The following is a 23033-nucleotide window of genomic DNA, read 5'->3' as shown; positions in this document are numbered from 1 at the left end:
CTTGTTTAACAGAGCTAAATATTAAAAATAAATCTACCAAAAGCTTAAACTAACAGCGGAGAAATCCTCCGCTTTTTACCTGTATATACCATTACCAAGGTTAATATTTCTAGGTTAAACTGGTATAGACAACCAACCTGTTGTATTAGTATAATAATAGCATAGAGGGTATAAAGGTAAGCAGTAAAGTCAGCTCTCTACAGGAGTGATGAAGAATGAAGGATTTATTGCTTTTAAATGCAAGGGTTTTAACAGAAGAAGGATTGATTGATAAGGGCTTTATATATATTAAGGATGGCAAAATCGCTGAAACAGGACAGGCTTCTGCCCTGCCGGCTGAATATAGCCATGCTGAGGTAATTGAACTCCCTGAGAACAGCACGATTGTACCGGGCTTTATTGACGTCCATATCCACGGAGCTGGCGGTGCGGATACAATGGATGCTACCACTGATGCTTTGAATACAATGGCATCGATCCTGCCTCAGGAAGGGACAACCAGCTTCCTGGCGACGACCATCACTCAGGATAAAGATGAAATCCTCAAAGCCTTAAGAAATACTGCTGATTATATCAGCAATCATAATCAATCAGGGAAAGCAGAGGTACTAGGCGTCCATCTTGAAGGCCCTTTTATCAATGAATCTCGCAAAGGTGCACAGCCCGCTGATCATATCATCGCTCCAGATGTTGAGCTTTTCGCTAAAATGCAGGAAGCAGCCGGTAATCATATACGTCTCGTTACACTTGCTCCGGAAAAAGAAAATGGATATGAGTTTATCACTTATTTAGCTGAAAACGGTGTTATTGCTTCTATTGGCCATTCAGATGCAACGTATGGACAAATGGCTGAGGCAGTCAAAGCTGGCGCTACTCATGTTACCCACCTGTTCAACGGAATGCGCGGTATGCATCATCGCGATCCTGGTGTAGCTGGTGCCGCCTTACTTTTTAATGAGTTAAAAATAGAGATTATTGCCGATGGCATTCATGTCGTTCCCGAAATGATCGATTTATCTTTGCGGGCAAAGGGCACTGACGGTGTCATCCTGATCACCGACTCCATGAGGGCAAAATGCCTCAAGAATGGAACGTATGACCTTGGAGGGCAGGAAGTCAGTGTTGCCAATGGAAAGGCCCTTTTAGCTGATGGCACGCTTGCTGGAAGCATTTTAAAAATGAAAGATTCATTGAAGAACATGATGGAATTCTCACGCATCAGCCTTGAAGAAGCGGTAAAGCTTGCGAGTGAAAATCCTGCAAAGCAGCTCAAGATATTCGACAGAAAAGGAAGCATCGCTGAAGGCAAGGATGCAGATTTAGTCGTCCTCGATGAAAATTTTGATGTTTCAATGGCTTTTTGCCGGGGTGTAAATAGCTTTAAGCGTGATGCCTTAGCATAAAATTTAATTTCAAATGAGGTGATGACGTTGAAATTGATTAAGACAAGCACCTACGAAGAGCTCAGCCTAATGGCTGCGGCACAAATCATCTCCAAAATCCATGCAAACCAAAGGCTGAATCTTGGACTTGCGACTGGCAGCACTCCTACGGGTGTCTATAAAAGACTGATTCAAGATCATGATGAAAATACGACTTCCTATAAACAAGTCAATACATTCAATCTGGATGAATATATTGGTATTTCTAAAAAGGACCCTAACAGTTATCACTATTTTATGTGTGAGAATTTGTTCGATCACATCGATATCCCGCTTGATCATACGCATATTCCGGATGGTACCGCAGAGGATTTGGACGAAGAATGCAGACGGTACGAACAGTTCATCCAGGAGCATGGCGGCATAGATTTGCAGATTCTCGGAATCGGCCAGAACGGGCATATTGGCTTTAACGAGCCTGGCACCCCCTTTGGCAGCAGGACTCATATTATCAATCTCGCGGAAAGCACGCGTATGGCTAACTCGAGGTTTTTCGAATCACTTGAAGATGTTCCAACACAAGCAATCACAATGGGAATCGCCTCTATTATGGAAAGCAAGGAAATCTTCCTGCTTGTGTCCGGTGCCTCTAAAGCAGAAGCACTGGCACGCTTAGTGAATGGTGAAGTCAGTGAACAATTCCCTGCCTCTGTTTTAAAGAATCACCAAAACGTAACAATTTTTGCCGATAAGGAAGCATCAGCATTACTTTAATACTCCCATAGCTGACAACGGGAGTTCTCCCTTCAGGAAATTCTGTATGTAGTCAGGAGAATAGCCAATGATCGATAAAAATTCACCTATACCAATTTACCATCAGCTCGAAGAGTATATCAAAGCGCAAATAGACAGCGGTGAACTGCAGCCGGATGAAACCATTCCGTCTGAACGCGTCTATGCTGATATGTTCCAGATCAGCAGGATGACTATCAGGCAGGCACTGACCAACCTCGTGAACGATGGGTACTTGTACCGCCAAAAAGGCAGAGGAACCTTTGTTAATAAAAAGAAGGTCGAACAGCGTCTGCAAGGGCTGACGAGTTTTACTGAGGACATGCGTGAGCGTGGATTCACTCCAGGCAGCAAGCTGATTTCATTTGAGATCATACCGGCAGGCCGCGAAATTGCCGACCGCCTGAAGCTGAACGAAAACACCCCTGTTTATGAAATCAAACGAGTCCGTCTTGCGGACAATGTTCCAATGGCTCTTGAAACAACATATCTTCCGGCAAACCTGGTCAAAGGATTGACGGAGGACATCATCAATCAATCACTCTATCAATATATCGAGGAAAAATTGAACCTTGTTATTCATGAAGCCACTCAGCAAATCGAAGCTTCTAATGCAAAGGACCAAGAGCTCCGTCTTCTGGAAATCGAAAAAGGTTCCCCCGTCCTGTTGATTCTTAGAACATCAACATTAAAGGACGGAACCCCCTTCGAATTCGTAAAATCTGCCTATCGCGCAGATCGTTACAAATTCGTTCATACCATGCAACGTTCTTAATCATAAGGAGCTGGAAACTGAAAGTACTAATAAACTTTTAGTTCCCAGCTCCTTTTTGTTGTAAAATGCAAAAAAACACGTCGAAACACATTAAAAAACCACCTTATTTCCACGGAAATAATCGAACCATTCCCTGAACAATGTCGAAAAAAGAAGGGTTAGGCTTCACCCCATTAACGCATTACTCCCCCGGGGGTCAGACCCCCGGCGCTTTAACGCGGTACATTGCTGGGGGTCTGACCCCCAGTGCGGTGATGCGGTGAATTCTTTTTGGGATTAGGCTACAATGTAGGTATGTACTTAATTGAAGGGGTTGTGTTTTTTATGCTTAAGAATTTTCGGATTGATGATGATGCGAAGCTTGTGATGATGGATGAGATTAAGCGTTATTTCCGTGATGAACGGGGTGAGGAACTTGGGGATCTGGCTGCGTTGCTGATGCTTGAGTTTTTTGCAGATAAGCTGGCACCTCAGTTTTATAATTTGGGGATCCAGGATGCACATGAGTTTATGGCACAGCGGCTTGAGGATATTTTTGAGCTGAATAAATAGGCTTAAATATTATTAATAGTTCTTTCAGAGTATCTCACTATGTCCTTTTCCCAACTTTGTTCATATATATACTGGTGAGGAAATCTTTTATCGGAAGGTATGATGATGGTTATGAAGATCATGCTTGATGCTGGGCATGGCTACAACACCCCGGGTAAGCGAAGTCCTGATGGAATGAGGGAATATGAATTTAGCAGGGCAGTGGCCAACTATGCCAGGCAATTGCTGGTGAATTATAAAAATGTCACCGTTTATTTTTCTCATTCTGACCAGGAAGATGTGTCTTTGCGGGAGAGGACGGATAAGGCGAATCGTCTGGCCGTGGATATATTTGTTTCCATACATGCCAATGCATATGGCAGCGGCGGATGGAACAATGCTGGCGGTATCGAGACTTATGTATATCCCACAAGACCTCCTTTGGCCTATGAGATTGCCCAAAAAATCCAGCGAAATCTAGTACTCTCTACAGGATTGGAAAACCGAGGTGTAAAAACGGCTGATTTTCATGTTCTCAGAGAAACTAAAATGGATGCAGTACTTGCTGAATGCGGTTTTATGACAAATCAGGAAGAAGTCAAATTGCTTCGTTCAGAAACGTACCGAAAAACGGTTGCGGAAGCAATTGTGAAAGCTTTAGTCGATCAATTCAAACTGCAGCCAATAACAAAAGCTGCTCCATCCCTCGCTCCCGCTCCCACAAAGTCTCCTGCTCCAACTACGAATAAAAGTGCTGGTGGACGCTATAAGGTTCAGGCCGGAGCATTTGACGAAGAGCAGAATGCACAAGAGCTGGCAGAAAGATTAAGGAAGGCTGGATTCGAAGCTTACATTGATTCTGACTAACACTCTGTAATATCCCCCGCATATCAGCGGATATTTAAATTAAAGGGAATGCCGGCACATCCAATGTGTGCCGGCATTCCCTTTTTATTATTTCTTTGAATCCTTAAGAACGGTATTCTGAATGACCAAGTTTGCTACTGACATGATGATCGCCGTCAATAGCGCCATTCCAAATCCAGCGATCTCAAAGGAACTTCCCATCAGACTGTCGGTCAGCATCAACGTAATCGCGTTAATGACAAACAGGAATAATCCAAGGCTGAGCACCGTTACCGGCAGCGTCAATATAATCAGGATTGGTTTAACTAATACATTCAGGATGGAAAGGATAAAGCTGGCTCCGAGAGCTGCACCGAATCCCGATAAATAAATCTCATTCTCAAAATAACCCGCAAGAGCCATAAATAGAATCGCATTTATGATAATACCGAGCAGCCATCTCATCTTTAATAGCCTTCCTTGTTTGAAAGAACGAATACAAGCACTAAGTATAAAATGGCCATCGGCATTAAGCCTGTGCTGAATAATAGAATAGCAAACAGGATTCTAAGGAGAGTTGCATTCATTCCGAAGGATTCGCTCAATCCTCCGATTACTCCTGCCAGCATTCTATTACTCCGAGAACGATATAATTTCATTTCTAACACCTTCCTATTTTTCTATATGGACTCCAGTCGTTTTTTTCACAGAAATGGAACCCGTTTTTGTATCAGCATACAGTCTCACTGCATGCAGGCTGCCATCGGCAGGCTTGAAACGCAGCGTCTTTTGGACCATATCGCTTTTCTCTTCGACCACTTGAATTCCATCCAGCTCGATGCTGAAACCGCCAAGATTTGATTTCAGTTCCCCGCTTGCAGGTGTTTTCTCCGGCAGGAACACGTCGATGCTGCCAGTAGTTGCCTTCAACTCGACACTCTCGCATTCCTGATTGAGTACCGTACAAGTCAGATTGCCATTGAAGGACTGTAAATCCACCTGATTAAAATATCCATCAGCTTTGATTGCCCCATTAATCGTTTCTGCTTCCAAATCCCTGATTGCACTTCTGTGAATGCCAATATGTCCATTCGCAGTTTCTGCCTCCAGCTTTCCGCACTCAATCCCTTCGAGAAGGACTTTTCCATTCGCAGTCTTTGCACGGCAATCCTTCACATTTAAGTTTTCACTCTGGATGGACCCGTTAAACAAGCGGATTCGGATATTTTCATACTCTTCTGCTGGAACATGGACAACAGCATCTACCTTCATCCACTTTTGCTGAATTGCAAAGCGAAGCTTTTGACCCTCAATCGCAAAAACGGCATCCTCCAAAAATTTACGGCGAGCTTCATCCTGGTTCTCAACCCGATATACCTTTGCAGTGCATTCAATCCGGACATCCTTTTGCACCCATGGAACAATTTGGACTGAACCATTTGCCATATCAATATCCACTTGGTTCAAATAAGCATCACCCTGCTGGAAGATATGGGTGATATCTACTGATGGACCAAAGTTCAAATCAAGATCAAGATCCTTGATTTTTTTAAAAGCTGTATCCACAAAATCAAGAACCTTATCTTTTACCGAGTTAAATTTATAGGAACCAGGCTCTTCCTTCTTTGCTTCTTCAAATTTCACTGTTGTTGATAGGGCTGTTGTTTTCTCCTCTGCTTTTGCATTGCCCTTCTCCAGTTCTTCGATTAAAAATAATGCTTCATCTACAGTTATTTTTCCATCTTCAACAAGCTTCAAAATCCGTTTGCGTTCTTCCTTCATTCTGCATCCTCCTTAAAAATCATCCTTTATATTGAGAACTTTTATACCTTTAACCAAATTCCAGATCAGTACAATAAAACTCAAAACCACCATTAACATGGCACTTGCAAACATCAGTACTGGAAATTCTTCTGCTCCTCTTGTGATATCAAAATAAACCGATAACAGGATAAGCGGCAGTGGAATCAGCGGGATCAGATGTGAAAATAATGCCTTCTTCGCATGATGCTTAACATCAAGGTCCTCAGACGCAAAGTATGCTACCAAGGGAAACAATATTCCAGCGAACATAATACTAAAATAGCACAAGGCAGACACTATACGTTTTGTATCCATCCTTTTCAACTCCTTAGCAATAAATACGCTAAAGAGCCCAAGAAGTTTCATTCCTTTGAGAAATTATTTCGACAAATACAATTTGAACCCTCCGGAATACAAGTGATATTACCCACATTTTTGTGAAATCAGCATAAAAATTCCCACTATTTTCTTATATAAAATAATCTACTTACATATTATTCTGTAATCATAGAGAAATATTACTGTAACATTTGTTAAAATACATACGTCTGATTTTATGAAAATCATCTAAGAACAATCTGCGAGGGATGCAAAGTGGCAAGCTTGAAAAAGAAGACAGCAAAATGGTGCGCATTAATTTGTTTAATCGGTGGAATCGTTACGTCATCCACCGTTGTGGCAAGCCAGGAAAAAAGGCCAATGGCTGGTGAAACCGTAAAGTTGAAGATCCAAATTCCAAACCCTCCCGGCGAGATTAAACTAGCTTCTAACCGTACAAACGAGATGTTAAAAACAGTAGAAAAAAAGTCACCAAGATTTGCAGAGGTAAATGAAAATAAAGCAGAAAACGAAAACGCAGATATTGTAAACAATCCTCCACTCGTTCCCGCTGATCATAAAGCACCTGCAGAACAAACCACTGATCAAAGAACTGTTTATTTAACATTTGATGACGGTCCTCATAGGGTATCAAACCAAATTTTAAACATGCTTGATGAGTATGACGCTAAAGCGACCTTCTTTATGCTTGATGGGAATATGAGAAACTTTCCCGATGCTGTAAAAAGGATGGCTCAGGATGGGCACAGCCTTGGTGCACATGGAGTAACACATGATAAAACGAAAATCTATCAATCTCCGAAAACAGTCGTCGCTGAAATGAACCAGACACTGAACACAATCAAGGAAATCACAGGCATCGACACATCTTTCATTCGCACGCCATACGGAAGTGCTCCATACATGACAGATCCTTATAAAAAAGCCGTCAATGAGCAAGGGTACCAAATGTGGGATTGGAATATCGACAGCAAGGATTGGTATTACCGGGATCATAGGCTGGTTGAAAACACGATCTCCCAAATTAGCAGCCAATCTAAAAAACAAGAACCAATTGTCATCCTTCTCCATGAAAGAGAAGAAACATTAGCTCAGCTTCCAGAGTTGTTGAAATATCTAAAAGAGCACAACTACAGTTTTAAGGCTTTAGATCCGACAATGGAGCCGATTCAATTGAAGTGAAGCGCGTTCGTATTTGAAGAGGCAATTATTCAAATACGTGCTGGAAAGAATATCTCAACGAAAAAAAAAGGGTGTCCCCAAAAGTATCTTGGGACACCCTTTTTGAGTTGTTCTCGGAACCCTTCTCATGACAACTCGCCGGCCTTTTTCCGCTTTGAGTTGTTCTCGGAACCCTTCTCATGACAACTCGTCGGCCTTTTTCCGCTTTGAGTTGTTCTCGGACATTGAACCACTAATCTGCTCAAAGTCGCATTCAACAACCTTTTGAGTCAGCGTCTTATCTGTATTAAGCATTACTAGTGCTTTTTTCTTTCTCAACAATCTCCTGCTTCATCCGCAGGCGGTCGCGATCGAGTACTGGCTTGAGGTACTTGCCGGTATACGATTCTGGAACTTCAGCGACCTGTTCCGGTGTTCCGGAAGCAATAATGGTACCGCCGCGGTCTCCGCCTTCTGGACCGAGATCGATGATAAAATCGGCAGCCTTGATAACATCCAGGTTGTGTTCGATGACCAGCACAGTGTCGCCATTTTCAACGAGGCGTTGAAGGACGACTAACAAACGAGAGATGTCGTCAACATGCAAGCCGGTTGTCGGCTCATCAAGGATATAGAGCGAACGGCCGGTTGAGCGGCGGTGCAGCTCGGATGCAAGCTTGACGCGCTGCGCTTCCCCTCCGGATAGCGTAGTCGCGGGCTGGCCAAGCTTAATATAGCCAAGGCCGACATCATAAATCGTCTGCAGCTTGCGGCTGATTTTCGGAATGTTGGCGAAGAACTCCACCGCATCCTCAACCGTCATATCGAGGATTTCGGAAATGTTCTTCCCTTTATACTTTACTTCCAGTGTTTCACGGTTGTAACGCTTTCCATGACAGATTTCGCATGGTACATAAACATCCGGCAGGAAGTGCATTTCTATTTTGATGATACCGTCGCCGCGGCATGCTTCACAACGTCCACCTTTTACATTGAAGCTGAAGCGTCCTTTTTTATAGCCGCGTACCTTCGCTTCATTTGTAGAAGCAAACACATCGCGGATATCATCAAATACACCTGTATAGGTAGCCGGGTTCGATCTTGGTGTGCGGCCGATTGGTGACTGGTCAATGTCGATGACCTTATCGAGATGCTCGACACCTTTGATTTCCTTGAACTCACCAGGCTTGCTTTTTGCCCGATGAAGCTTCATCGCAAGTGATTTATGAAGGATTTCATTAATCAATGTACTTTTACCTGAGCCGGATACGCCTGTGACAGCCATAAAGGTTCCAAGTGGAAATTTCACATTCACATTTCGGAGGTTATTTTCCTTCGCACTCTTAATTTCGATGTAACGTCCATCCGGTTTGCGGCGCTCGATTGGCAGCGGAATGAATTTTTTTCCCGACAGATACTTGCCAGTCAATGAGTTCGGATCGGCCATTACTTCTGCTGGTGTACCCTGTGAAATGATTTCCCCGCCATGGACACCTGCTCCAGGGCCAATATCAATTAGATAATCAGCAGCAAGCATCGTATCCTCATCATGCTCAACGACAATCAGAGTGTTTCCGATTTCCCGCATGTTTTTCAGCGTATCAATCAGCCTGTCATTGTCTCGCTGATGGAGACCAATGGATGGCTCGTCAAGGATATATAGGACTCCAGTCAGGCGTGAACCAATTTGGGTCGCAAGCCTGATCCGCTGAGCTTCACCGCCTGAAAGTGTACCAGCTGAGCGACTCATCGTCAGGTAGTCCAACCCGACATTGATCAGGAAGCCGAGACGCTCCGTGATTTCACGGAAAATCATATTGGCGATCTTCATTTCTTTTTCCGAAAGCTTTAAACTCTGGAAAAACTGATGTGCCTCCTCGACTGACAATGCAGTTACTTCACCAATATGGCGGCCATCGACAAGGACTGCAAGTGTTTCACGCTTCAACCTGTAGCCTTTACATGTTGGGCAGGCGTGCTCACCCATATATTTTTCCATTTGTTCACGGATATAGTCAGAGCCTGTTTCCTTATAACGGCGCTCGATATTTTTGAGAACTCCCTCAAAAACAATATAATTTTCACGAATCTGGCCAAAATCATTTTCATAACGGAAATAAATCCGGTCTTTACCCGAACCGTGAAGGATTTTATCCATCTGGTGGTCAGGCAGGTCTTTTACTGGAACATCCATATCGATGTCATAATGGTTGCAGACTGCCTCAAGCAGTGATGGGTAATACTGCGAGCTAGTAGGTTCCCAAGGAGCGATCGCATGCTGGCGCAATGTCAGGTCCTTATTAGGAACGACGAGTTCAACATCCACTTCAAGCTTAGCACCTAGTCCATCACATTCTGGACAAGCTCCAAAAGGACTATTGAAGGAGAACATCCTTGGCTCAAGCTCACCGATTGAAAAACCGCAAATCGGGCAGGCATGATTCTCGCTGAACATCAATTCTTCTTCACCGATAACATCGATCAGTACATTGCCTTCACCAAGCTTAAGAGCAGCTTCCATGGAGTCGGCAAGACGTGCAGCGATGCCTTCCTTGACAACAATGCGGTCGATGACGACTTCAATGGAGTGTTTTTTGTTCTTTTCCAGCTCAATATCTTCTCCAAGGTCAAACATTTCCCCGTCGACACGGACACGGACATAGCCTTGTTTTTTTACATCTTCAAGAACCTTGGCATGTGTACCCTTCCTGCCAGAAACAAGCGGTGCAAGGATTTGCAGCTTTGTTCTTTCCGGATATTCGAGTACACGGTCGACCATCTGCTCGATCGTCTGGGACGAAATTTCAATATTATGCACAGGGCAGACTGGACGTCCAACCCTTGCAAATAATAATCGTAAATAATCGTAGATTTCCGTCACTGTTCCAACCGTGGAACGAGGATTCCGGCTCGTCGTTTTCTGGTCAATTGAAATCGCAGGAGACAATCCTTCGATTGAATCGACATCAGGCTTGTCCATCTGTCCAAGAAATTGGCGCGCATATGCCGATAATGACTCGACATAACGGCGCTGTCCTTCGGCATAGATGGTATCGAAGGCCAGTGAGGACTTCCCTGAACCGGAAAGTCCTGTCAGCACCACAAGCTTATCTCTCGGAATGGTGACATCTATATTTTTCAAGTTATGGGCTCTGGCGCCTTTAACTATCAATTTATCCATAGCCATTTTATCGTCATCCTTCCGCTTTTAACTCAAGAATGAGGTCACGCAGCTCGGCCGCTCGTTCGAAGTTGAGTGACTTCGCCGCTTCCTTCATTTCCTTTTCCATATTTAAAATCACTTGTTCGCGATCTTTCTTTGACAGCTTCTTCAAACCCTCTGCCGGGTTGTATTCTTCCTGATCTTCGGCAGCAATGGTCGCACGAATTACATCGCGGATCTCCTTCTGGATCGTCTGCGGTGTGATACCATGCTTCGCATTATACTCTTCCTGGATCGCACGGCGGCGCTTCGTTTCGCTGATGGCCAATTCCATTGAGTTCGTCATCTTATCTGCATACATGATGACATGTCCGCGCTCGTTCCTCGCTGCACGGCCAATCGTCTGGATGAGCGACCTTTCGGAACGGAGGAAGCCTTCTTTATCTGCATCAAGGATTGCCACAAGCGATACTTCAGGAATATCTATTCCTTCCCTTAGTAGGTTGATCCCGATGAGCACATCATACTTGCCTAGCCGCAGCTCGCGGATAATCTCAATTCTTTCAAGTGTCTTAACCTCGGAATGAAGGTACTGCACTTTTATGCCGATTTCCTTAAGATAATCAGTCAGGTCCTCAGACATTTTTTTAGTTAAAGTGGTAATCAATACCCGTTCATTCCGTTTTGCTCTTTCATGGATCTCTCCAATCAAGTCATCAATCTGTCCCTCGATCGGCCTTACATCAATCGTCGGGTCAAGCAACCCTGTCGGACGGATGATCTGCTGGACCATTTCAGGTGTGTGCTCTAATTCATATGGACCAGGGGTAGCGGAGACGAAAACAGCATTATGAACATGTTTCTCAAATTCAGGGAACGTCAGCGGGCGGTTATCCATTGCCGATGGCAGACGGAAACCATGATCCACAAGAACCTGCTTACGAGCCTGGTCACCATTAAACATTCCCCTTATTTGCGGCAATGTAACATGCGACTCATCTACTACAATCAAAAAATCTTCCGGGAAGTAGTCGATCAAAGTATATGGTGTTGCTCCAGCCGGCCTTAATGTCAGGTGGCGTGAGTAGTTTTCAATCCCAGAGCAAAAACCCATTTCACGCATCATTTCAAGGTCATACCTTGTCCGTTGCTCAAGCCTCTGGGCTTCTAGCAGTTTTTCCTCGGCGCGAAGTACTTCAAGTCGTTCTTCGAGTTCTTTTTCAATATTCTCGATGGCGATTCTCAATTTTTCCTCACGAGTGACGAAGTGGGATGCCGGGAAGATTGCTACATGATCACGTTCACCGATTATTTCACCAGTCAATGCATCAACCTCACGGATCCGGTCGATTTCATCTCCGAAAAACTCAATCCGCATGCAATGCTCATCGCGAGATACCGGGAAAATTTCCACAACATCACCGCGGACGCGAAAAGTCCCGCGCTTGAAATCGATGTCATTCCGTTCATACTGGACATCAACAAGGCGGTGCAATAGCTTGTTCCGCTCAATTTCCATGCCAGTTCTCAGCGAAACGACCATGTCACGGTATTCTTCAGGATTACCGAGACCATAGATGCAGGATACACTGGCGATGATGATGACATCTTTTCGTTCAAACAAGGAAGATGTCGCAGAGTGGCGCAGCTTATCAATTTCATCGTTAATGCTGGCATCCTTTTCAATGAATGTATCGGTCTGAGGCACGTACGCCTCTGGCTGGTAATAATCATAGTAGCTGACAAAGTACTCAACAGCATTGTTCGGGAAAAACTCCTTGAACTCACTGTAAAGCTGTCCTGCCAGCGTTTTATTATGGGCAATCACAAGCGTCGGCTTGTTGATCTCCTTGATCACATTTGAAATCGTGAACGTCTTACCTGTACCGGTAGCCCCTAGAAGCGTCTGGTGCTTCTTATTTTCGCGAATGCCTTGTACCAGTTCTACAATCGCCGCAGGCTGGTCTCCCTGCGGGGAATATTTCGAGACTAATTCAAATTGGTCCTTCACAGAAAAGCCTCCTGTAATTTTAATTTCATTTTGGCTCTTTTCGTAAACTTTATTGCTTTAACTAGTAAAAATCGGATTTTGAATTTTTACTAGTTCTAAACACATTCTTGGTTCAGACACCATTTCAAAAAGAGCCTTCATCTATAATCAGTTTTCCTAAGCTGTCAAAAAGTCATATCCTCATTCTACCACAAAGCAGGTAAAACAAACCAATAAAAAGCGAACAAACATTCGAAAAAAATATTTTTCATTTGCAGAATTATGGAGAAGTAGCCCGGATTATCGTTAATCAAATGTTTGATTGAATATCCCTCAAACCTTTTGCCATAAGAAAAAGCCTGCCGAACAAGATTCGACAGGCTCTCTATGTGCTTTTAAAAAATTTACCGCAATCACTGCCGCTTCTTGTTCTGCTTCATCATCAGGTTTGCCAAATAAAAGCCTAACGTAAGCGAAAAAGCATCAACGACAATCAACAGAAATGAATCTGTGTATCCTTTATAAACAGAAGCAGCGATCAAGGCAACGGTTAACACCAGCGCAAGGATATGATTATAGGCAACCCTGGTGAAAAAAACGACCATGAATCCAGGAAGAATAAGAGCGGACAAATATTTTAGCACCACAATGAACACCTCATTCAAACAATTTAACGAACAAAAAAATCTTCTATTTATGAATATAGCTGTTTTAGCAGCAGGTTACAAGAAACATCTGCAAACAAAAAGAGCATGCCAAGATAAGGGACTCTCTGCATACTCTCTATCCTATTCCATTTACACGCTAACTTCACTCAAGACTTTGGTTGCCCAGTCACTAGCCTCACCATACAGACGGAAAAGTTCTTCTAAATGCATAGAGGTCGGATTGAACTTTAGCTCCGCACCTTCGTGGAAGGCAAGTTCAATATCCTTTAAGAATTGAAGCATCATATATTCATCGTTCTTTTCACCTGATAGGGCATTCTTCAGCTCATTGCTCAAAGGCAGGTCCTCAAGAAGCTCATCCATCGGGTGATGCAGCAATGAATCCATCAGCGAGAACATTCCGAGCAGGAAATACTTTGATGACAATACCTCTCTGCCAACCTTTCTGCCAATCAATTCACCCAGCTTCCCACGTTTCAGCGAAAGCTCAATTATTTCCCGTTCCTTTGAACCACCGTCAGCGCCGCCTCTGTCTGCTCCTCTTATTGCCAAAACATAAATCCATTTCTTGATTTCATTGAGCCCCAACAAAATAATCGCCTGCTTAATCGAAGAAACTTCATTTCTCGGACGGAACACAGGATTATTAATCAGCCGGAGCAATTTATAGGATAATGATATATCTTTTTCAATGACATCCTTGATTTTTTCAAGATCAGGTTCGGGGCACTCTATTTCTTTTAATATTTGAAAATAAGAATGATAATAGGATGGTATATCGTAACTATTCAAAATCACTGGCTTGCTGAAATAAAATCCCTGAAAGTATTCAAACCCATCTTCTTTTGCCTCATGGTATTCTGAAATCGTTTCCACTTTTTCCGCCAGAAATTTGATATTCCTTCCTGTTATAAACCTGAGCATTTCTTGTCTGTCAGAGCGGTTGGTTGTCCTGAAATCAATCTTGATGATATCCACATAATCCAATAATTCAACGGTCAGATCATTCCACTGTGAAACGAAAAAATCATCAAGAGCGATTATATAACCATGCGCCTTTAATTCCTTACAAATAGCAAGAATTTCTTCATTTATTTCAACTGTCTCAAGAATTTCCACCACGATGGATAAGGGGTTGAAGTATGCAGGCACGCCCAGCTTCAATAATTTCTCTGTAAAATTAATAAAACATGGCTTACCATTAGACAATTCCTTAATTCCAATATTCAAGAAACTGTTCACGATGACATCAGTGGTAGCCTGATCTCCATTTGTGTGCTGATAATTATTGACAGTGCTGCTTCTGTAAAGCAGTTCATAAGCAACAGTGTTTTCGTTCATATCAAAAATGGGCTGCCTTGCAACATATATATCCACAATGTATTCCTCCCGAAGCACTTAAGAAAAACCAAATATGTAAATATTAAACAACGACTTTGTAGGAAAAATATACTATTAATTTACAAGTATTACAAGAGGATTTGTGAATTACCAAATTTTATGATACTTCACAATTTTAAAGGCTCATAGATTGCAAATGACCCCAATAAGCGATAGGAGCATCCTTTGTATCTTAGTTACCAGACCAGGATCCCTCCATGCTAAAGAACCATTTTCCACAAGAGCATCACTGTTTTCAGAAATCACATTCCTATGGTATTAGTCATCATTATCCTATGGTATTAGTCATCATTAATAGTCCTATTTTTTGAGAAGCTTACGAACTTACATTTGCCGCTTCAATATTTTCGATACATCCCATGAGATTCAGGGTATGTATAAGAAAACCCAAATTGTTCATAAAGTTTATTTGCCGGGTCATCGGCTATCAAGCTGACATACGAGCCCGGATACGTATTTTGCTCAAGATAGGACATCAATTCCTTCATTACCAGCTTTCCAAGTCCCTTTCCTTGCTGATCCGGTTTGACCGCGATGTCGACGATTTGAAAAAAGGCTCCTCCATCACCGATGATCCTTCCCATCGCCACTAAAATAGAGCCACTAAAAATGGTCACGGCAAAGAGTGAATTCTTTAGACCAACGCTTGCAGCTTCCATGGATTTACTGCTTAAGCCAGCTTCGAGACGCAGATCCAGATATTCTTCAGGAGTTGGCGCAATATGCATAATTTCAAAATCCTTCATTTACTGCTGCTCCTTTCAAGTTTTGAACGATGGCTACTATTTCATATAAATCATTGATGGTAAAATCGGCCGCAGCCTCCATCCAATATTCATCACGCTTCCAGATTCCAAGCATTCCTGCATCCCTGGCGGCTTTGATATCATTCTCCGGATGATCTCCTACAAATATACTTTCCTCTGCTGAAACAGAGAGATGGTCCAGCCCCATTTGAAAAATCAACGGGTCAGGTTTTCTTAAGCCCACCTCTTCAGATATCAGAATGGTGTTAAAGTAATCCGCAATCCCTAGCGCTTTCAGGTTATCTCTCTGGAATTGTCTTTTCCCATTGGAAATCAAGCCGAGCTTTATGCCCATCTGACGCAGGGTTTCTAGAACCTTCCGAACGTTTCGGAAGGGCACGCATGCATGTTTAAAGTTATTAAGGTAGTCCTCCAGTAGTACTTCCCAGGTTAAACTCGTTATTTTCATTTCCTGTAAAAGCTGACTGTATACCCGGTCTTTCCATACGTAACCGCGGCAATCCAGTTCTAAGAATCTATTAATGAAATGCTGTTTGTTTATTAAACTCAATTCCTTTATATAACGCTCGTACTGGTCTTTGATGAATTTTACCAGAGAGGCGTTGCGGTCGAGCAGGGTCCCGTCGAGATCGAAGAATACTGCTTTGATTTCAGGCATTTATTTCACCCCTTATATGTAAAAGAACAGACCCTGGGGCCTGTTCTAATTTTACCTTATTTTAGAAACGTATTATAGTATCGAGTCATCGCTACTGCAAAGTCTCCGCGTGTATTTATTACAGATGGGCTGAAGGTTGCTGTCACCTTCGGCTTTAGATCATATGGTCCTTGTGTTACGGCAAATTTTGCATTAAGAATGTTCAGGTCTAACGCGAGCTGGACATAGCCTTTGAGATGAGCCGGTACTTCGGTTGCATCGGCAATCGCGATTCTTTCATCGTTATACTGGACGGTTAGCTGCCCATCAAATTCCTGGGCTTCTTTTTGCATGCCTAGAGCCTGAACTAAGGAATAAGCCAACTCTGCGCGAGTAACGCCATCTTTAGGGGCAAACTTGCCGGCTGCTTTTGGTACAATGACCCCCTGCTGGATATGCTGCGTGTCACGGAATGATGCTCCTTTTGCCGTTGCAGCTTCAACAAATGGAAGGTCTTCACTCAGGATGTCTGTGAAGCTCGGGACCTTCGGAAGGGATTGCTTGATTTCAGCTCCCATGACTAAATATTTTGCCAGTTCTGCTCTTGTTAAAAGTGCATCCGGCTTAAAAGCGCCATTTGAATAGCCGTCGAATAATCGTTCACTTACGCCAATTTTAATTGCATCAGCTGCTGCGTGGTTCGTGATATCATTCAGGCCTGTAAAACCGGTGACCTTTGTGAAGGCAAGATCTCCCTGTACTGTTTCCGGAAGGCCTACACCGATCGGGTTAGCGTCTGCTCCGCGAAGCCCTCTGATTTCTGCTTTCCAAGCTCCCGGTGCCGGTGAAGTAACTGAAACAGTGCGATCATAGTAGAGTGGGAATAGCAGGCTGACTCCCGAGCTGTACTCTGTGCCATCTGGTGCGATAAGGACCAGGTTAATCGGATTGCCTGTTTGTTCCATTACACCCGCGCCATCTATTTTTGCCACTAGGCTGGACATGCCTTCTTCTACCGCAAATTCATACTGATTGTCAGAAACAAATGTTAATGGGTTATAGTCCACTGAAAAATCCTTGCGTTCCGTTGTCGATTTTACATTGCTATAAAAGGTTTGTGTTGCGTTTACTGTTTTACCATAAGCTGTGTTGTTGAAGACTTTGTCAATCGCAGCATATGCATTGACGTAGCCTGAACCCACTTCCCAAGTTTCATAGCCTGGCATATTTGTAGCTGTCTGTTCGAGAATCTGCTTCACTTCTGCAGGTGAAAGCAGAGGATTTGCTTCAAGCATAAGTGCGACGATTCCTGCAACATGCGGAGTGGCCATCGATGTTCCGCTCATTGTTGTGTAGTAAGGGAGGTACGCTGTTTCGATCGTCTCGATATCTTGTTGGGCTGCTAGGCTTGATACCGGCCCAATGACGCGAGTTGATACAATATCAACACCTGGGGCAGTAACAGTAGGCTCATCCTTCCAGGTCCATTCCTGGCCATCCAAGGTAAAAGTACCGCCTACCCCTTTCGTTCCTCTTGAAGAGAAATCAGCCAGCCTGCCGTCCTTGACACCCGCTGCTACTGAGATGACCCATGGCGCTTTTGCATATGGATTGTGTGTGTTTTCTCCAGGACCTTCATTGCCAGCTGCAAAAAGAACCGTGATCCCGCGATCATATGCTTTTTTACTCGCGATATTGATTGGGTCATTCGGATCGAAATCGCCTGAAGAACCCCATGAATTGGTGATGACCCGAATATTGTACTGCTGCTGGTGAGTGATTGCATAATCGAAGCCGCCGATACCATCAAGGACGAACAATGCCGCTCCTGATCCGTAGCCGATTAGATCCGCCCCAGGGGCTGCACCTTCATATTTGCCACCTGACATCGCACCTGTACCTCCAACCGTTCCCGCAACATGTGTACCATGACCGGAATTCGTATCCGTATTTGGAACGTTTTCCTGATAAGTGATTGGGAGCAAGCCTGGCGCAAGGGCATTCAGATTGGTGGATCCTAAAACGTTCTGAACAAGATTTTTTCCAAACTCATGGTCCTTATGTGTACCGTCGACACCGCTGTCATTTACAACAACTCCGATTCCTTTCCCCGTAACAGGAAGGCCGCCGTTTGCCTTGCGGAAGCTGTCGTCAGTTCTTGCTTTATCGACACCAGTAATGGCAGTTGCGTCGGCATTGAAGTAGGAAAGCTTCTTGTTAAGGTAAATCGATTGAACCTCTGGATTGTCTGCGAGCTTTTCAATCTGGTCCTTTGTTGCGACCACTCCGGCAATCGGCAAGGACTTCATGCTTAGCCCTGTCTCGATACCTAGCGTCTTTAACAGCGACAATTGTGTACTGCTTGGCGCACCATCACCTTTAAAAGTGACAATGACCTCAAGGGAGCTAGCTGTGCTGAAAGCTTTTTCAATCAGCGGGTCAACTACCGCCGTACTGCTGGCAGTGGCTTCAGCCTTTCCCTGCTGTACCATGAAGGAAGGAAAGATGAGCAACAGGGCAAATAACAAATAGACGAAACGTTTCATGTGGATCTCCTCTCACCTAATATAAAATTTTAAAATTCTTGAATTTGTAATCGTTTAACCCCATGGTAAAACCAATCTTCAAGTGGTGTAAATTTGGATTCCGGAATGTCTATTATTGTGTCTTACTAAGGTTGCAGATGGGTGGTGCTGCTTCAGCAGGACCACCTGAGGGGTTATAAAAATAAAAGAAAAAATGGCGGCTTTCTACTTCATGCACAGTTCAACTCCTCAGTTATTTTTCTTAATATTCCCACAATTTTTACATTGAAACCATTTTGCAAGAGAGTTAAAAAATATTAATCTCCTCACTTCTTCTCATTACTAACAAAGTAGTAACAACAGGTATCGAGAGCATAAAAAAAAGCCCTAAAAAGGACCCTTTAACACGTTAAACCGCCGGGGGTCTGACCCCCACTGCTTTAATGCGTTAGTGCAATATTTTTTACGATCCTATATCCCTCTGTTCTTCCTCACCATGTCCTTCTGGCTGAACCAATCGCTCAATGCTTTATTGATCATCGCTACACTAAGCGCTGTAAGAGTGAAAAACAGAATTGGCACGTAGATAATCCATTCGTTGGTCAGCAGGAATCGAGTGTTTAAACCAATCAGGCCGGACCATTCATGTGTTACAGATGATGGGGGATCGCCTCCGCCAAAACCGAATCCGAGAACGGTTCCGCCAAACAGCACCTTCAGCACCCCAAGGTGGACGAGCAGGGTCAGCACCTGCAAGAACTGCTGGCCAAAAATCAAAATCCACTCCTCATAGAGATGAGGCAATATATGCTTAAAATAGATATGCCGCTTGCTGCCGCCAAGAGTGATGGCCGCTTCGACAAACTCTTCGTTCCATACTCTGCGCTTTTGTTCGGCCAGTTGGACAGTAAGCGCAGGCAAGGCTACCATGATTAAAATAATGAATTCATACACAGCCCTCACCCAAAACGGATGATGAAATCCTTCAGCCGTATACAGAACAACCGTCCTCAGCAAAAAATAAGCAAAGAGCGTCTGCGGAAAAAACGATAGCGGCTCTGACAATCTTTTTACCCATTTGAAACTTCGGTCAGGTATCCGAAAAAGCATATAACTGAAGAAAACCGAAAACAGCAGCCTGAAAAGCGCGACGATCAACGTAATGCCAATCGAGAATTTCGCTCCTTCAATCACCGTGTGGAGAATATCATACCCATACATATCCGAGCCAAGCGGAAAGACATCGAACGGCTTAAAGGGCGGAGCTTTTTCCAAATTGCCGTTTTCATCATAAAAAAATTGCTTTTGCCGGATTTTCCCGTCATTCAAAATCGTATTCAATATGCTTAGCGTCAATAAGATCACCAAAAATGACGCCCCGAATATAAACTTCTTCGTTTTTAATAATGTGGCCATTGTATTTACCTTCCCAATCTACCGGCGTAAAGCTATTAATCTGTAAATCATGAAAAACGGTGTAAAAAATAATATACAACTGAACACAAATAGCTCAATCGAAATGTGTTTGATATTGAACATCATCAAGCCATCCATATTGAAAATATACTCCACAATGACAAGTGTGGAGAGCATCATCCAGATAATTGTTTTAAGGTGTCCGAGCAAATCATGCTGAATGTTGCGGATGACATGAATGTTGAGCAAGTAAAGAAATGATAGTCCCTTTGCTTTTGCAAAAGCGATATACTGCTTATCCAATTCCTCAAAAATCTTCAGCACAATGACCTGGATGAGAAACAAGAAAATCGGCAGGCTCAAGGATAAAAGCGGCAGCAGGAATGCCTGGTTTTCGGACCCGAGCGATACGGTTTGTACGAGTTTCACTCCATAGGCCTTATTAATCCAGATGAATAACGATTGCAGCAGGAAAATCCCAACAATATCCGGTATAGTGCGGATGATTTCTATAAAACTTAAAATATAGTCTTTTTTATTTTTCAGAAAGAGAACGATGATGTAGGAAAGGATAAATGCAAGGATGACAGCAAAAACGAAGGAAAGGCTAAGTGTTTTTAAAGAGAAAAAATACCGGTCAATAATCGCCGGCAGCATTTCATGCTCCCCATCATAAGTCAGACTGCTTAATTTGAAGATTTTAACCACGAGCTCCTTGATGCTGGTAATATAACCAGCAACATCAAGTTCCAGGTCTTTCAATAGAATGGGCAAACTGCCAATGGAGATAAAAATAAAAACCCCGATTATGTATTGCACAACCATCTGCGCGAAACGCAACGTACCCTGTTTAACCATATTCTGAACCTCTCAAGAAGAACTTAGTCATTAAATTATATTTGAACTTTCATATATTTTCCAACAATTTAAGCCTCAGTGCTTTTATTTCGGACAACGAGATGGTAAAAAAAGATCATCAGGGTTTGGGATAACAGATAAATCGGAAATGACCAGTACATTCTGTAGCCCTTATCATAGTGGAAAAGACCAACCTTGACTCCAATCCATTCCATAAATACCGAAAATGAAGACCAAACCAGAATATATGGAATTGTTTTTTGGCCCCTGATGTTCCATTTTACATAAAAATAAAGAAAGAAATACCCATAAGGACCGTACATGATATAGCTCAGGAAATCGATGAACTGATAAGATGAAGAATCATTTACATCATAAAAGTCCCATGGCTTGATACTGATTGTATGGTCGTAAAACAAGCCGATATAGATGCCAAAGATATAATAACCGATTGCTTCTAATTTTGAAAACATCCTGGGAGCAAGCCAAATTGCCAGATTCATGACAAGAATGCTGGCAATCACAAACCATTCGTTTTCATTAAATCCATGGTCATATACTTTCATTTTGGCGGTTCTCCCACATCTGAATATATGAAATCAATTTCACGAGACCTAGAGCAGTCAGCAAAAAAAGAGTGTTCAGCAATGCCATAAATCCAAAGTTCCAGCGAGTGTAGGTAATGATTCCAAAACGGACTGCCATGTAGTTCAATCCCAGCAAGGTGGCCAGACAGATAACAAATGTGGCCAATTTAGAGAACCAGAAATCACGGCGCAAATAAAAATTGCAGAAAATAACGGTAACCATCGGCGTCAAAATATCGCGGCACAATAACAAACAAACGAACAGCCAGTCATCTTCCGTCAGTTTATATAACTTCCATTCCATCGACATGATTGTCAGACATTGACGCGTAATAATCGCAGTCACCATGAAGATGAGGGAGTTTTGCAGAAAGTTCAGCGGTTTCCTGATGTAATATGCGAAATGCAGCAGCAGGATTGTTAATGATATATAAATCGCAAGAGCCATATTGACATCCTTTTTAGTTGAATTTAATGCCTTACCACTTATAGGTGTCCAACTTGGTGGCAAACTATGCCATGTCATGAAAAGAAAAAAGCATACAGACCGTAACTGTATGCGCAAAAGAACCATTACTTTAAAACAACTTAACCAAACAGCAGATGGATCCCTAATGCTATACCGAATACAACCGCGATTGCCTGATGGATCTTTTTAAACCTTAAATACTTTTTCCCCTTGCCCCATTTATTTAGAATAAGGCCAAAAGAGACAAGAATGGCAAATCCGATTAGGGTGGCGAGTCCGCTGTAAATACTCTCCGCTTCTTCAGAGGTCTGGAGGAAAAAGTAGGACCCGTGGGCTAATGCCGCAGAAAACGCAACCCAGCCGATGATCATGTGATGCTCTTTCAGCAGCTTGAATCCAAGCTGGATCCATTTTACATACGTGAATTTCCGTTTCTTGAGTTCGATAAACGCAAGCCTGATCACCCATAGCGCAAAAGCCGCAATCGCTGCGATTTCTGCCATTGTGCCCATTTTCTTGTAAAGTTCACTCATCAAGTCCGTTTCTCCAGTTATGAACCCGAGAACGAACATTATGGAAAAGATTGTGATCAATGCTGTTCCGCCGATTTTAATAATTCTTGAAAAAAACTTCTGTGTCATCGTTACACCATCCAGATTAAATGTATGCACATATAATTCCCACTAAATAAAAAAGCATAAGGCCTTGCGTATTTAACATCTAATGTAAGCATTTAACCATTTACTAAAAATCTCTGTAAGCAGTAACAAACAGCAATTGAATCTTTCCTTATAACTCAAAATGTTATTGAGGGTATTACTTCAATTTTTTTAATAAGTTAGGTTAAAATGATATCGAAATTCGTTATTGATTTTCCATTAAAGAAAGAAAAATTCCCAAAGAGAATGTACGATTCAAAATAC

22 protein-coding genes are annotated in these 23033 nt (G+C 42.9%); 6 read left to right on the top strand and 16 right to left on the bottom strand.

Features of this window, described 5'->3' with window-relative positions:
* The first annotated feature begins 215 nt into the window (after positions 1–215).
* The 5 genes from nagA (at position 216) to V7654_RS03985 (ending at position 4347) form a co-directional block, all read left to right on the top strand.
* The gene (gene nagA, locus V7654_RS04005; RefSeq protein ID WP_335428673.1) at positions 216–1403 is read left to right on the top strand and encodes an N-acetylglucosamine-6-phosphate deacetylase; all 1188 of its coding nucleotides are present in this window, start codon (positions 216–218) and stop codon (positions 1401–1403) included.
* A 27-nt stretch (positions 1404–1430) separates the two neighbouring features.
* Complete coding sequence (gene nagB / locus V7654_RS04000; protein WP_335428671.1) at positions 1431–2156, top strand: glucosamine-6-phosphate deaminase; 726 nt, start codon at positions 1431–1433, stop codon at positions 2154–2156.
* A gap of 67 nt (positions 2157–2223) precedes the next feature.
* Positions 2224–2949, top strand: coding sequence for a GntR family transcriptional regulator (locus V7654_RS03995; protein ID WP_335428670.1), 726 nt, complete (start codon positions 2224–2226; stop codon positions 2947–2949).
* 324 nt (positions 2950–3273) lie between these two features.
* Positions 3274–3501, top strand: a complete 228-nt coding sequence (locus V7654_RS03990) for a DUF2164 domain-containing protein (protein ID WP_335428668.1) — start codon at positions 3274–3276, stop codon at positions 3499–3501.
* A gap of 105 nt (positions 3502–3606) precedes the next feature.
* Positions 3607–4347 carry an N-acetylmuramoyl-L-alanine amidase gene (locus V7654_RS03985; RefSeq protein WP_438825246.1) on the top strand — a complete coding sequence of 247 codons (741 nt, stop codon included), beginning with the start codon at positions 3607–3609 and terminating at the stop codon, positions 4345–4347.
* An 87-nt stretch (positions 4348–4434) separates the two neighbouring features.
* Here the strand turns inward: V7654_RS03985 and V7654_RS03980 are convergent, their stop codons facing one another.
* The 4 genes from V7654_RS03980 to V7654_RS03965 are packed head-to-tail and all read right to left on the bottom strand — an operon-like array spanning position 4435 to position 6444.
* A complete protein-coding gene (locus V7654_RS03980; protein WP_335428666.1) occupies positions 4435–4791 on the bottom strand; it encodes a phage holin family protein in 357 nt (118 codons plus the stop codon).
* A 2-nt stretch (positions 4792–4793) separates the two neighbouring features.
* Complete coding sequence (locus tag V7654_RS03975; RefSeq protein ID WP_335428665.1) at positions 4794–4985, bottom strand: PspC domain-containing protein; 192 nt, start codon at positions 4983–4985, stop codon at positions 4794–4796.
* 13 nt (positions 4986–4998) lie between these two features.
* Positions 4999–6108 (bottom strand): DUF4097 family beta strand repeat-containing protein, encoded by a 1110-nt coding sequence (locus V7654_RS03970; protein WP_335428663.1) that lies wholly within the window; start codon positions 6106–6108, stop codon positions 4999–5001.
* Between the two features lie 12 nt (positions 6109–6120).
* Positions 6121–6444, bottom strand: coding sequence for a DUF4870 domain-containing protein (locus V7654_RS03965; RefSeq protein ID WP_335428661.1), 324 nt, complete (start codon positions 6442–6444; stop codon positions 6121–6123).
* Positions 6445–6732: 288 nt separating this feature from the next.
* Here V7654_RS03965 and V7654_RS03960 point away from each other — a divergent pair, with 288 nt between their 5' ends.
* Positions 6733–7650: a polysaccharide deacetylase family protein gene (locus V7654_RS03960; protein WP_335428659.1), complete on the top strand. Its 918-nt coding sequence runs from the start codon at positions 6733–6735 to the stop codon at positions 7648–7650.
* A gap of 286 nt (positions 7651–7936) precedes the next feature.
* On the opposite strand, the gene uvrA is transcribed toward V7654_RS03960, so the two are convergent.
* The 12 genes from uvrA to V7654_RS03900 all read right to left on the bottom strand — a co-directional run bounded on the left by uvrA (position 7937) and on the right by V7654_RS03900 (position 22751).
* Positions 7937–10816: an excinuclease ABC subunit UvrA gene (gene uvrA, locus V7654_RS03955; RefSeq protein WP_335428658.1), complete on the bottom strand. Its 2880-nt coding sequence runs from the start codon at positions 10814–10816 to the stop codon at positions 7937–7939.
* A 7-nt stretch (positions 10817–10823) separates the two neighbouring features.
* Positions 10824–12803, bottom strand: coding sequence for an excinuclease ABC subunit UvrB (uvrB, locus tag V7654_RS03950; protein ID WP_335428656.1), 1980 nt, complete (start codon positions 12801–12803; stop codon positions 10824–10826).
* Positions 12804–13195: 392 nt separating this feature from the next.
* Positions 13196–13429, bottom strand: a complete 234-nt coding sequence (locus V7654_RS03945) for a CsbA family protein (RefSeq protein ID WP_335428654.1) — start codon at positions 13427–13429, stop codon at positions 13196–13198.
* Between the two features lie 150 nt (positions 13430–13579).
* On the bottom strand, positions 13580–14827 hold the full coding sequence (locus tag V7654_RS03940) for an EAL and HDOD domain-containing protein (protein WP_335428652.1): 1248 nt from the start codon (positions 14825–14827) through the stop codon (positions 13580–13582).
* Between the two features lie 362 nt (positions 14828–15189).
* Entirely contained in the window at positions 15190–15597 is a 408-nt protein-coding gene (locus V7654_RS03935; protein WP_335428650.1) for a GNAT family N-acetyltransferase, read from the bottom strand.
* Positions 15584–16276 (bottom strand): HAD family hydrolase, encoded by a 693-nt coding sequence (locus tag V7654_RS03930; protein ID WP_335428647.1) that lies wholly within the window; start codon positions 16274–16276, stop codon positions 15584–15586. The genes V7654_RS03935 and V7654_RS03930 overlap by 14 nt, the downstream gene beginning before the upstream one ends.
* 56 nt (positions 16277–16332) lie before the next feature.
* Positions 16333–18801: a S8 family serine peptidase gene (locus tag V7654_RS03925; protein WP_335428646.1), complete on the bottom strand. Its 2469-nt coding sequence runs from the start codon at positions 18799–18801 to the stop codon at positions 16333–16335.
* A gap of 450 nt (positions 18802–19251) precedes the next feature.
* Positions 19252–20196, bottom strand: coding sequence for an ABC transporter permease subunit (locus tag V7654_RS03920; protein ID WP_335428644.1), 945 nt, complete (start codon positions 20194–20196; stop codon positions 19252–19254).
* An 18-nt stretch (positions 20197–20214) separates the two neighbouring features.
* A complete protein-coding gene (locus V7654_RS03915) occupies positions 20215–21054 on the bottom strand; it encodes an ABC transporter permease subunit (protein WP_335428643.1) in 840 nt (279 codons plus the stop codon).
* A gap of 68 nt (positions 21055–21122) precedes the next feature.
* Positions 21123–21620, bottom strand: coding sequence for a hypothetical protein (locus V7654_RS03910; RefSeq protein ID WP_335428642.1), 498 nt, complete (start codon positions 21618–21620; stop codon positions 21123–21125).
* Positions 21607–22089, bottom strand: coding sequence for a hypothetical protein (locus tag V7654_RS03905; protein WP_335428641.1), 483 nt, complete (start codon positions 22087–22089; stop codon positions 21607–21609). The genes V7654_RS03910 and V7654_RS03905 overlap by 14 nt, the downstream gene beginning before the upstream one ends.
* Positions 22090–22229: 140 nt before the next feature.
* Positions 22230–22751 carry a hypothetical protein gene (locus V7654_RS03900; RefSeq protein ID WP_335428640.1) on the bottom strand — a complete coding sequence of 174 codons (522 nt, stop codon included), beginning with the start codon at positions 22749–22751 and terminating at the stop codon, positions 22230–22232.
* Between the last annotated feature and the right edge of the window lie 282 nt (positions 22752–23033).

It is taken from the genome of Bacillus sp. JJ1609 (assembly GCF_036967045.1).
Lineage (GTDB): Bacteria > Bacillota > Bacilli > Bacillales > Cytobacillaceae > Mesobacillus.
This window is presented reverse-complemented; position numbering and strand designations above follow the sequence as displayed.

Bases quoted from the DNA above. Each gene is read 5' to 3' on its own strand.
- V7654_RS03925 (WP_335428646.1), bottom strand. From the start codon at position 18,801: ATGAAACGTTTCGTCTATTTGTTATTTGCCCTGTTGCTCATCTTTCCT.
- nagA (WP_335428673.1), top strand. From the start codon at position 216: ATGAAGGATTTATTGCTTTTAAATGCAAGGGTTTTAACAGAAGAAGGA.
- V7654_RS03900 (WP_335428640.1), bottom strand. From the start codon at position 22,751: ATGACACAGAAGTTTTTTTCAAGAATTATTAAAATCGGCGGAACAGCA.
- V7654_RS03995 (WP_335428670.1), top strand. From the start codon at position 2,224: ATGATCGATAAAAATTCACCTATACCAATTTACCATCAGCTCGAAGAG.
- V7654_RS03970 (WP_335428663.1), bottom strand. From the start codon at position 6,108: ATGAAGGAAGAACGCAAACGGATTTTGAAGCTTGTTGAAGATGGAAAA.
- V7654_RS03920 (WP_335428644.1), bottom strand. From the start codon at position 20,196: ATGGCCACATTATTAAAAACGAAGAAGTTTATATTCGGGGCGTCATTT.
- V7654_RS03930 (WP_335428647.1), bottom strand. From the start codon at position 16,276: ATGCCTGAAATCAAAGCAGTATTCTTCGATCTCGACGGGACCCTGCTC.
- V7654_RS03965 (WP_335428661.1), bottom strand. From the start codon at position 6,444: ATGGATACAAAACGTATAGTGTCTGCCTTGTGCTATTTTAGTATTATG.
- V7654_RS03910 (WP_335428642.1), bottom strand. From the start codon at position 21,620: ATGAAAGTATATGACCATGGATTTAATGAAAACGAATGGTTTGTGATT.
- V7654_RS03905 (WP_335428641.1), bottom strand. From the start codon at position 22,089: ATGGCTCTTGCGATTTATATATCATTAACAATCCTGCTGCTGCATTTC.
- V7654_RS03915 (WP_335428643.1), bottom strand. From the start codon at position 21,054: ATGGTTAAACAGGGTACGTTGCGTTTCGCGCAGATGGTTGTGCAATAC.
- V7654_RS03935 (WP_335428650.1), bottom strand. From the start codon at position 15,597: ATGAAGGATTTTGAAATTATGCATATTGCGCCAACTCCTGAAGAATAT.
- V7654_RS03975 (WP_335428665.1), bottom strand. From the start codon at position 4,985: ATGAAATTATATCGTTCTCGGAGTAATAGAATGCTGGCAGGAGTAATC.
- V7654_RS03985 (WP_438825246.1), top strand. From the start codon at position 3,607: ATGGTTATGAAGATCATGCTTGATGCTGGGCATGGCTACAACACCCCG.
- uvrA (WP_335428658.1), bottom strand. From the start codon at position 10,816: ATGGCTATGGATAAATTGATAGTTAAAGGCGCCAGAGCCCATAACTTG.
- V7654_RS03980 (WP_335428666.1), bottom strand. From the start codon at position 4,791: ATGAGATGGCTGCTCGGTATTATCATAAATGCGATTCTATTTATGGCT.
- V7654_RS03990 (WP_335428668.1), top strand. From the start codon at position 3,274: ATGCTTAAGAATTTTCGGATTGATGATGATGCGAAGCTTGTGATGATG.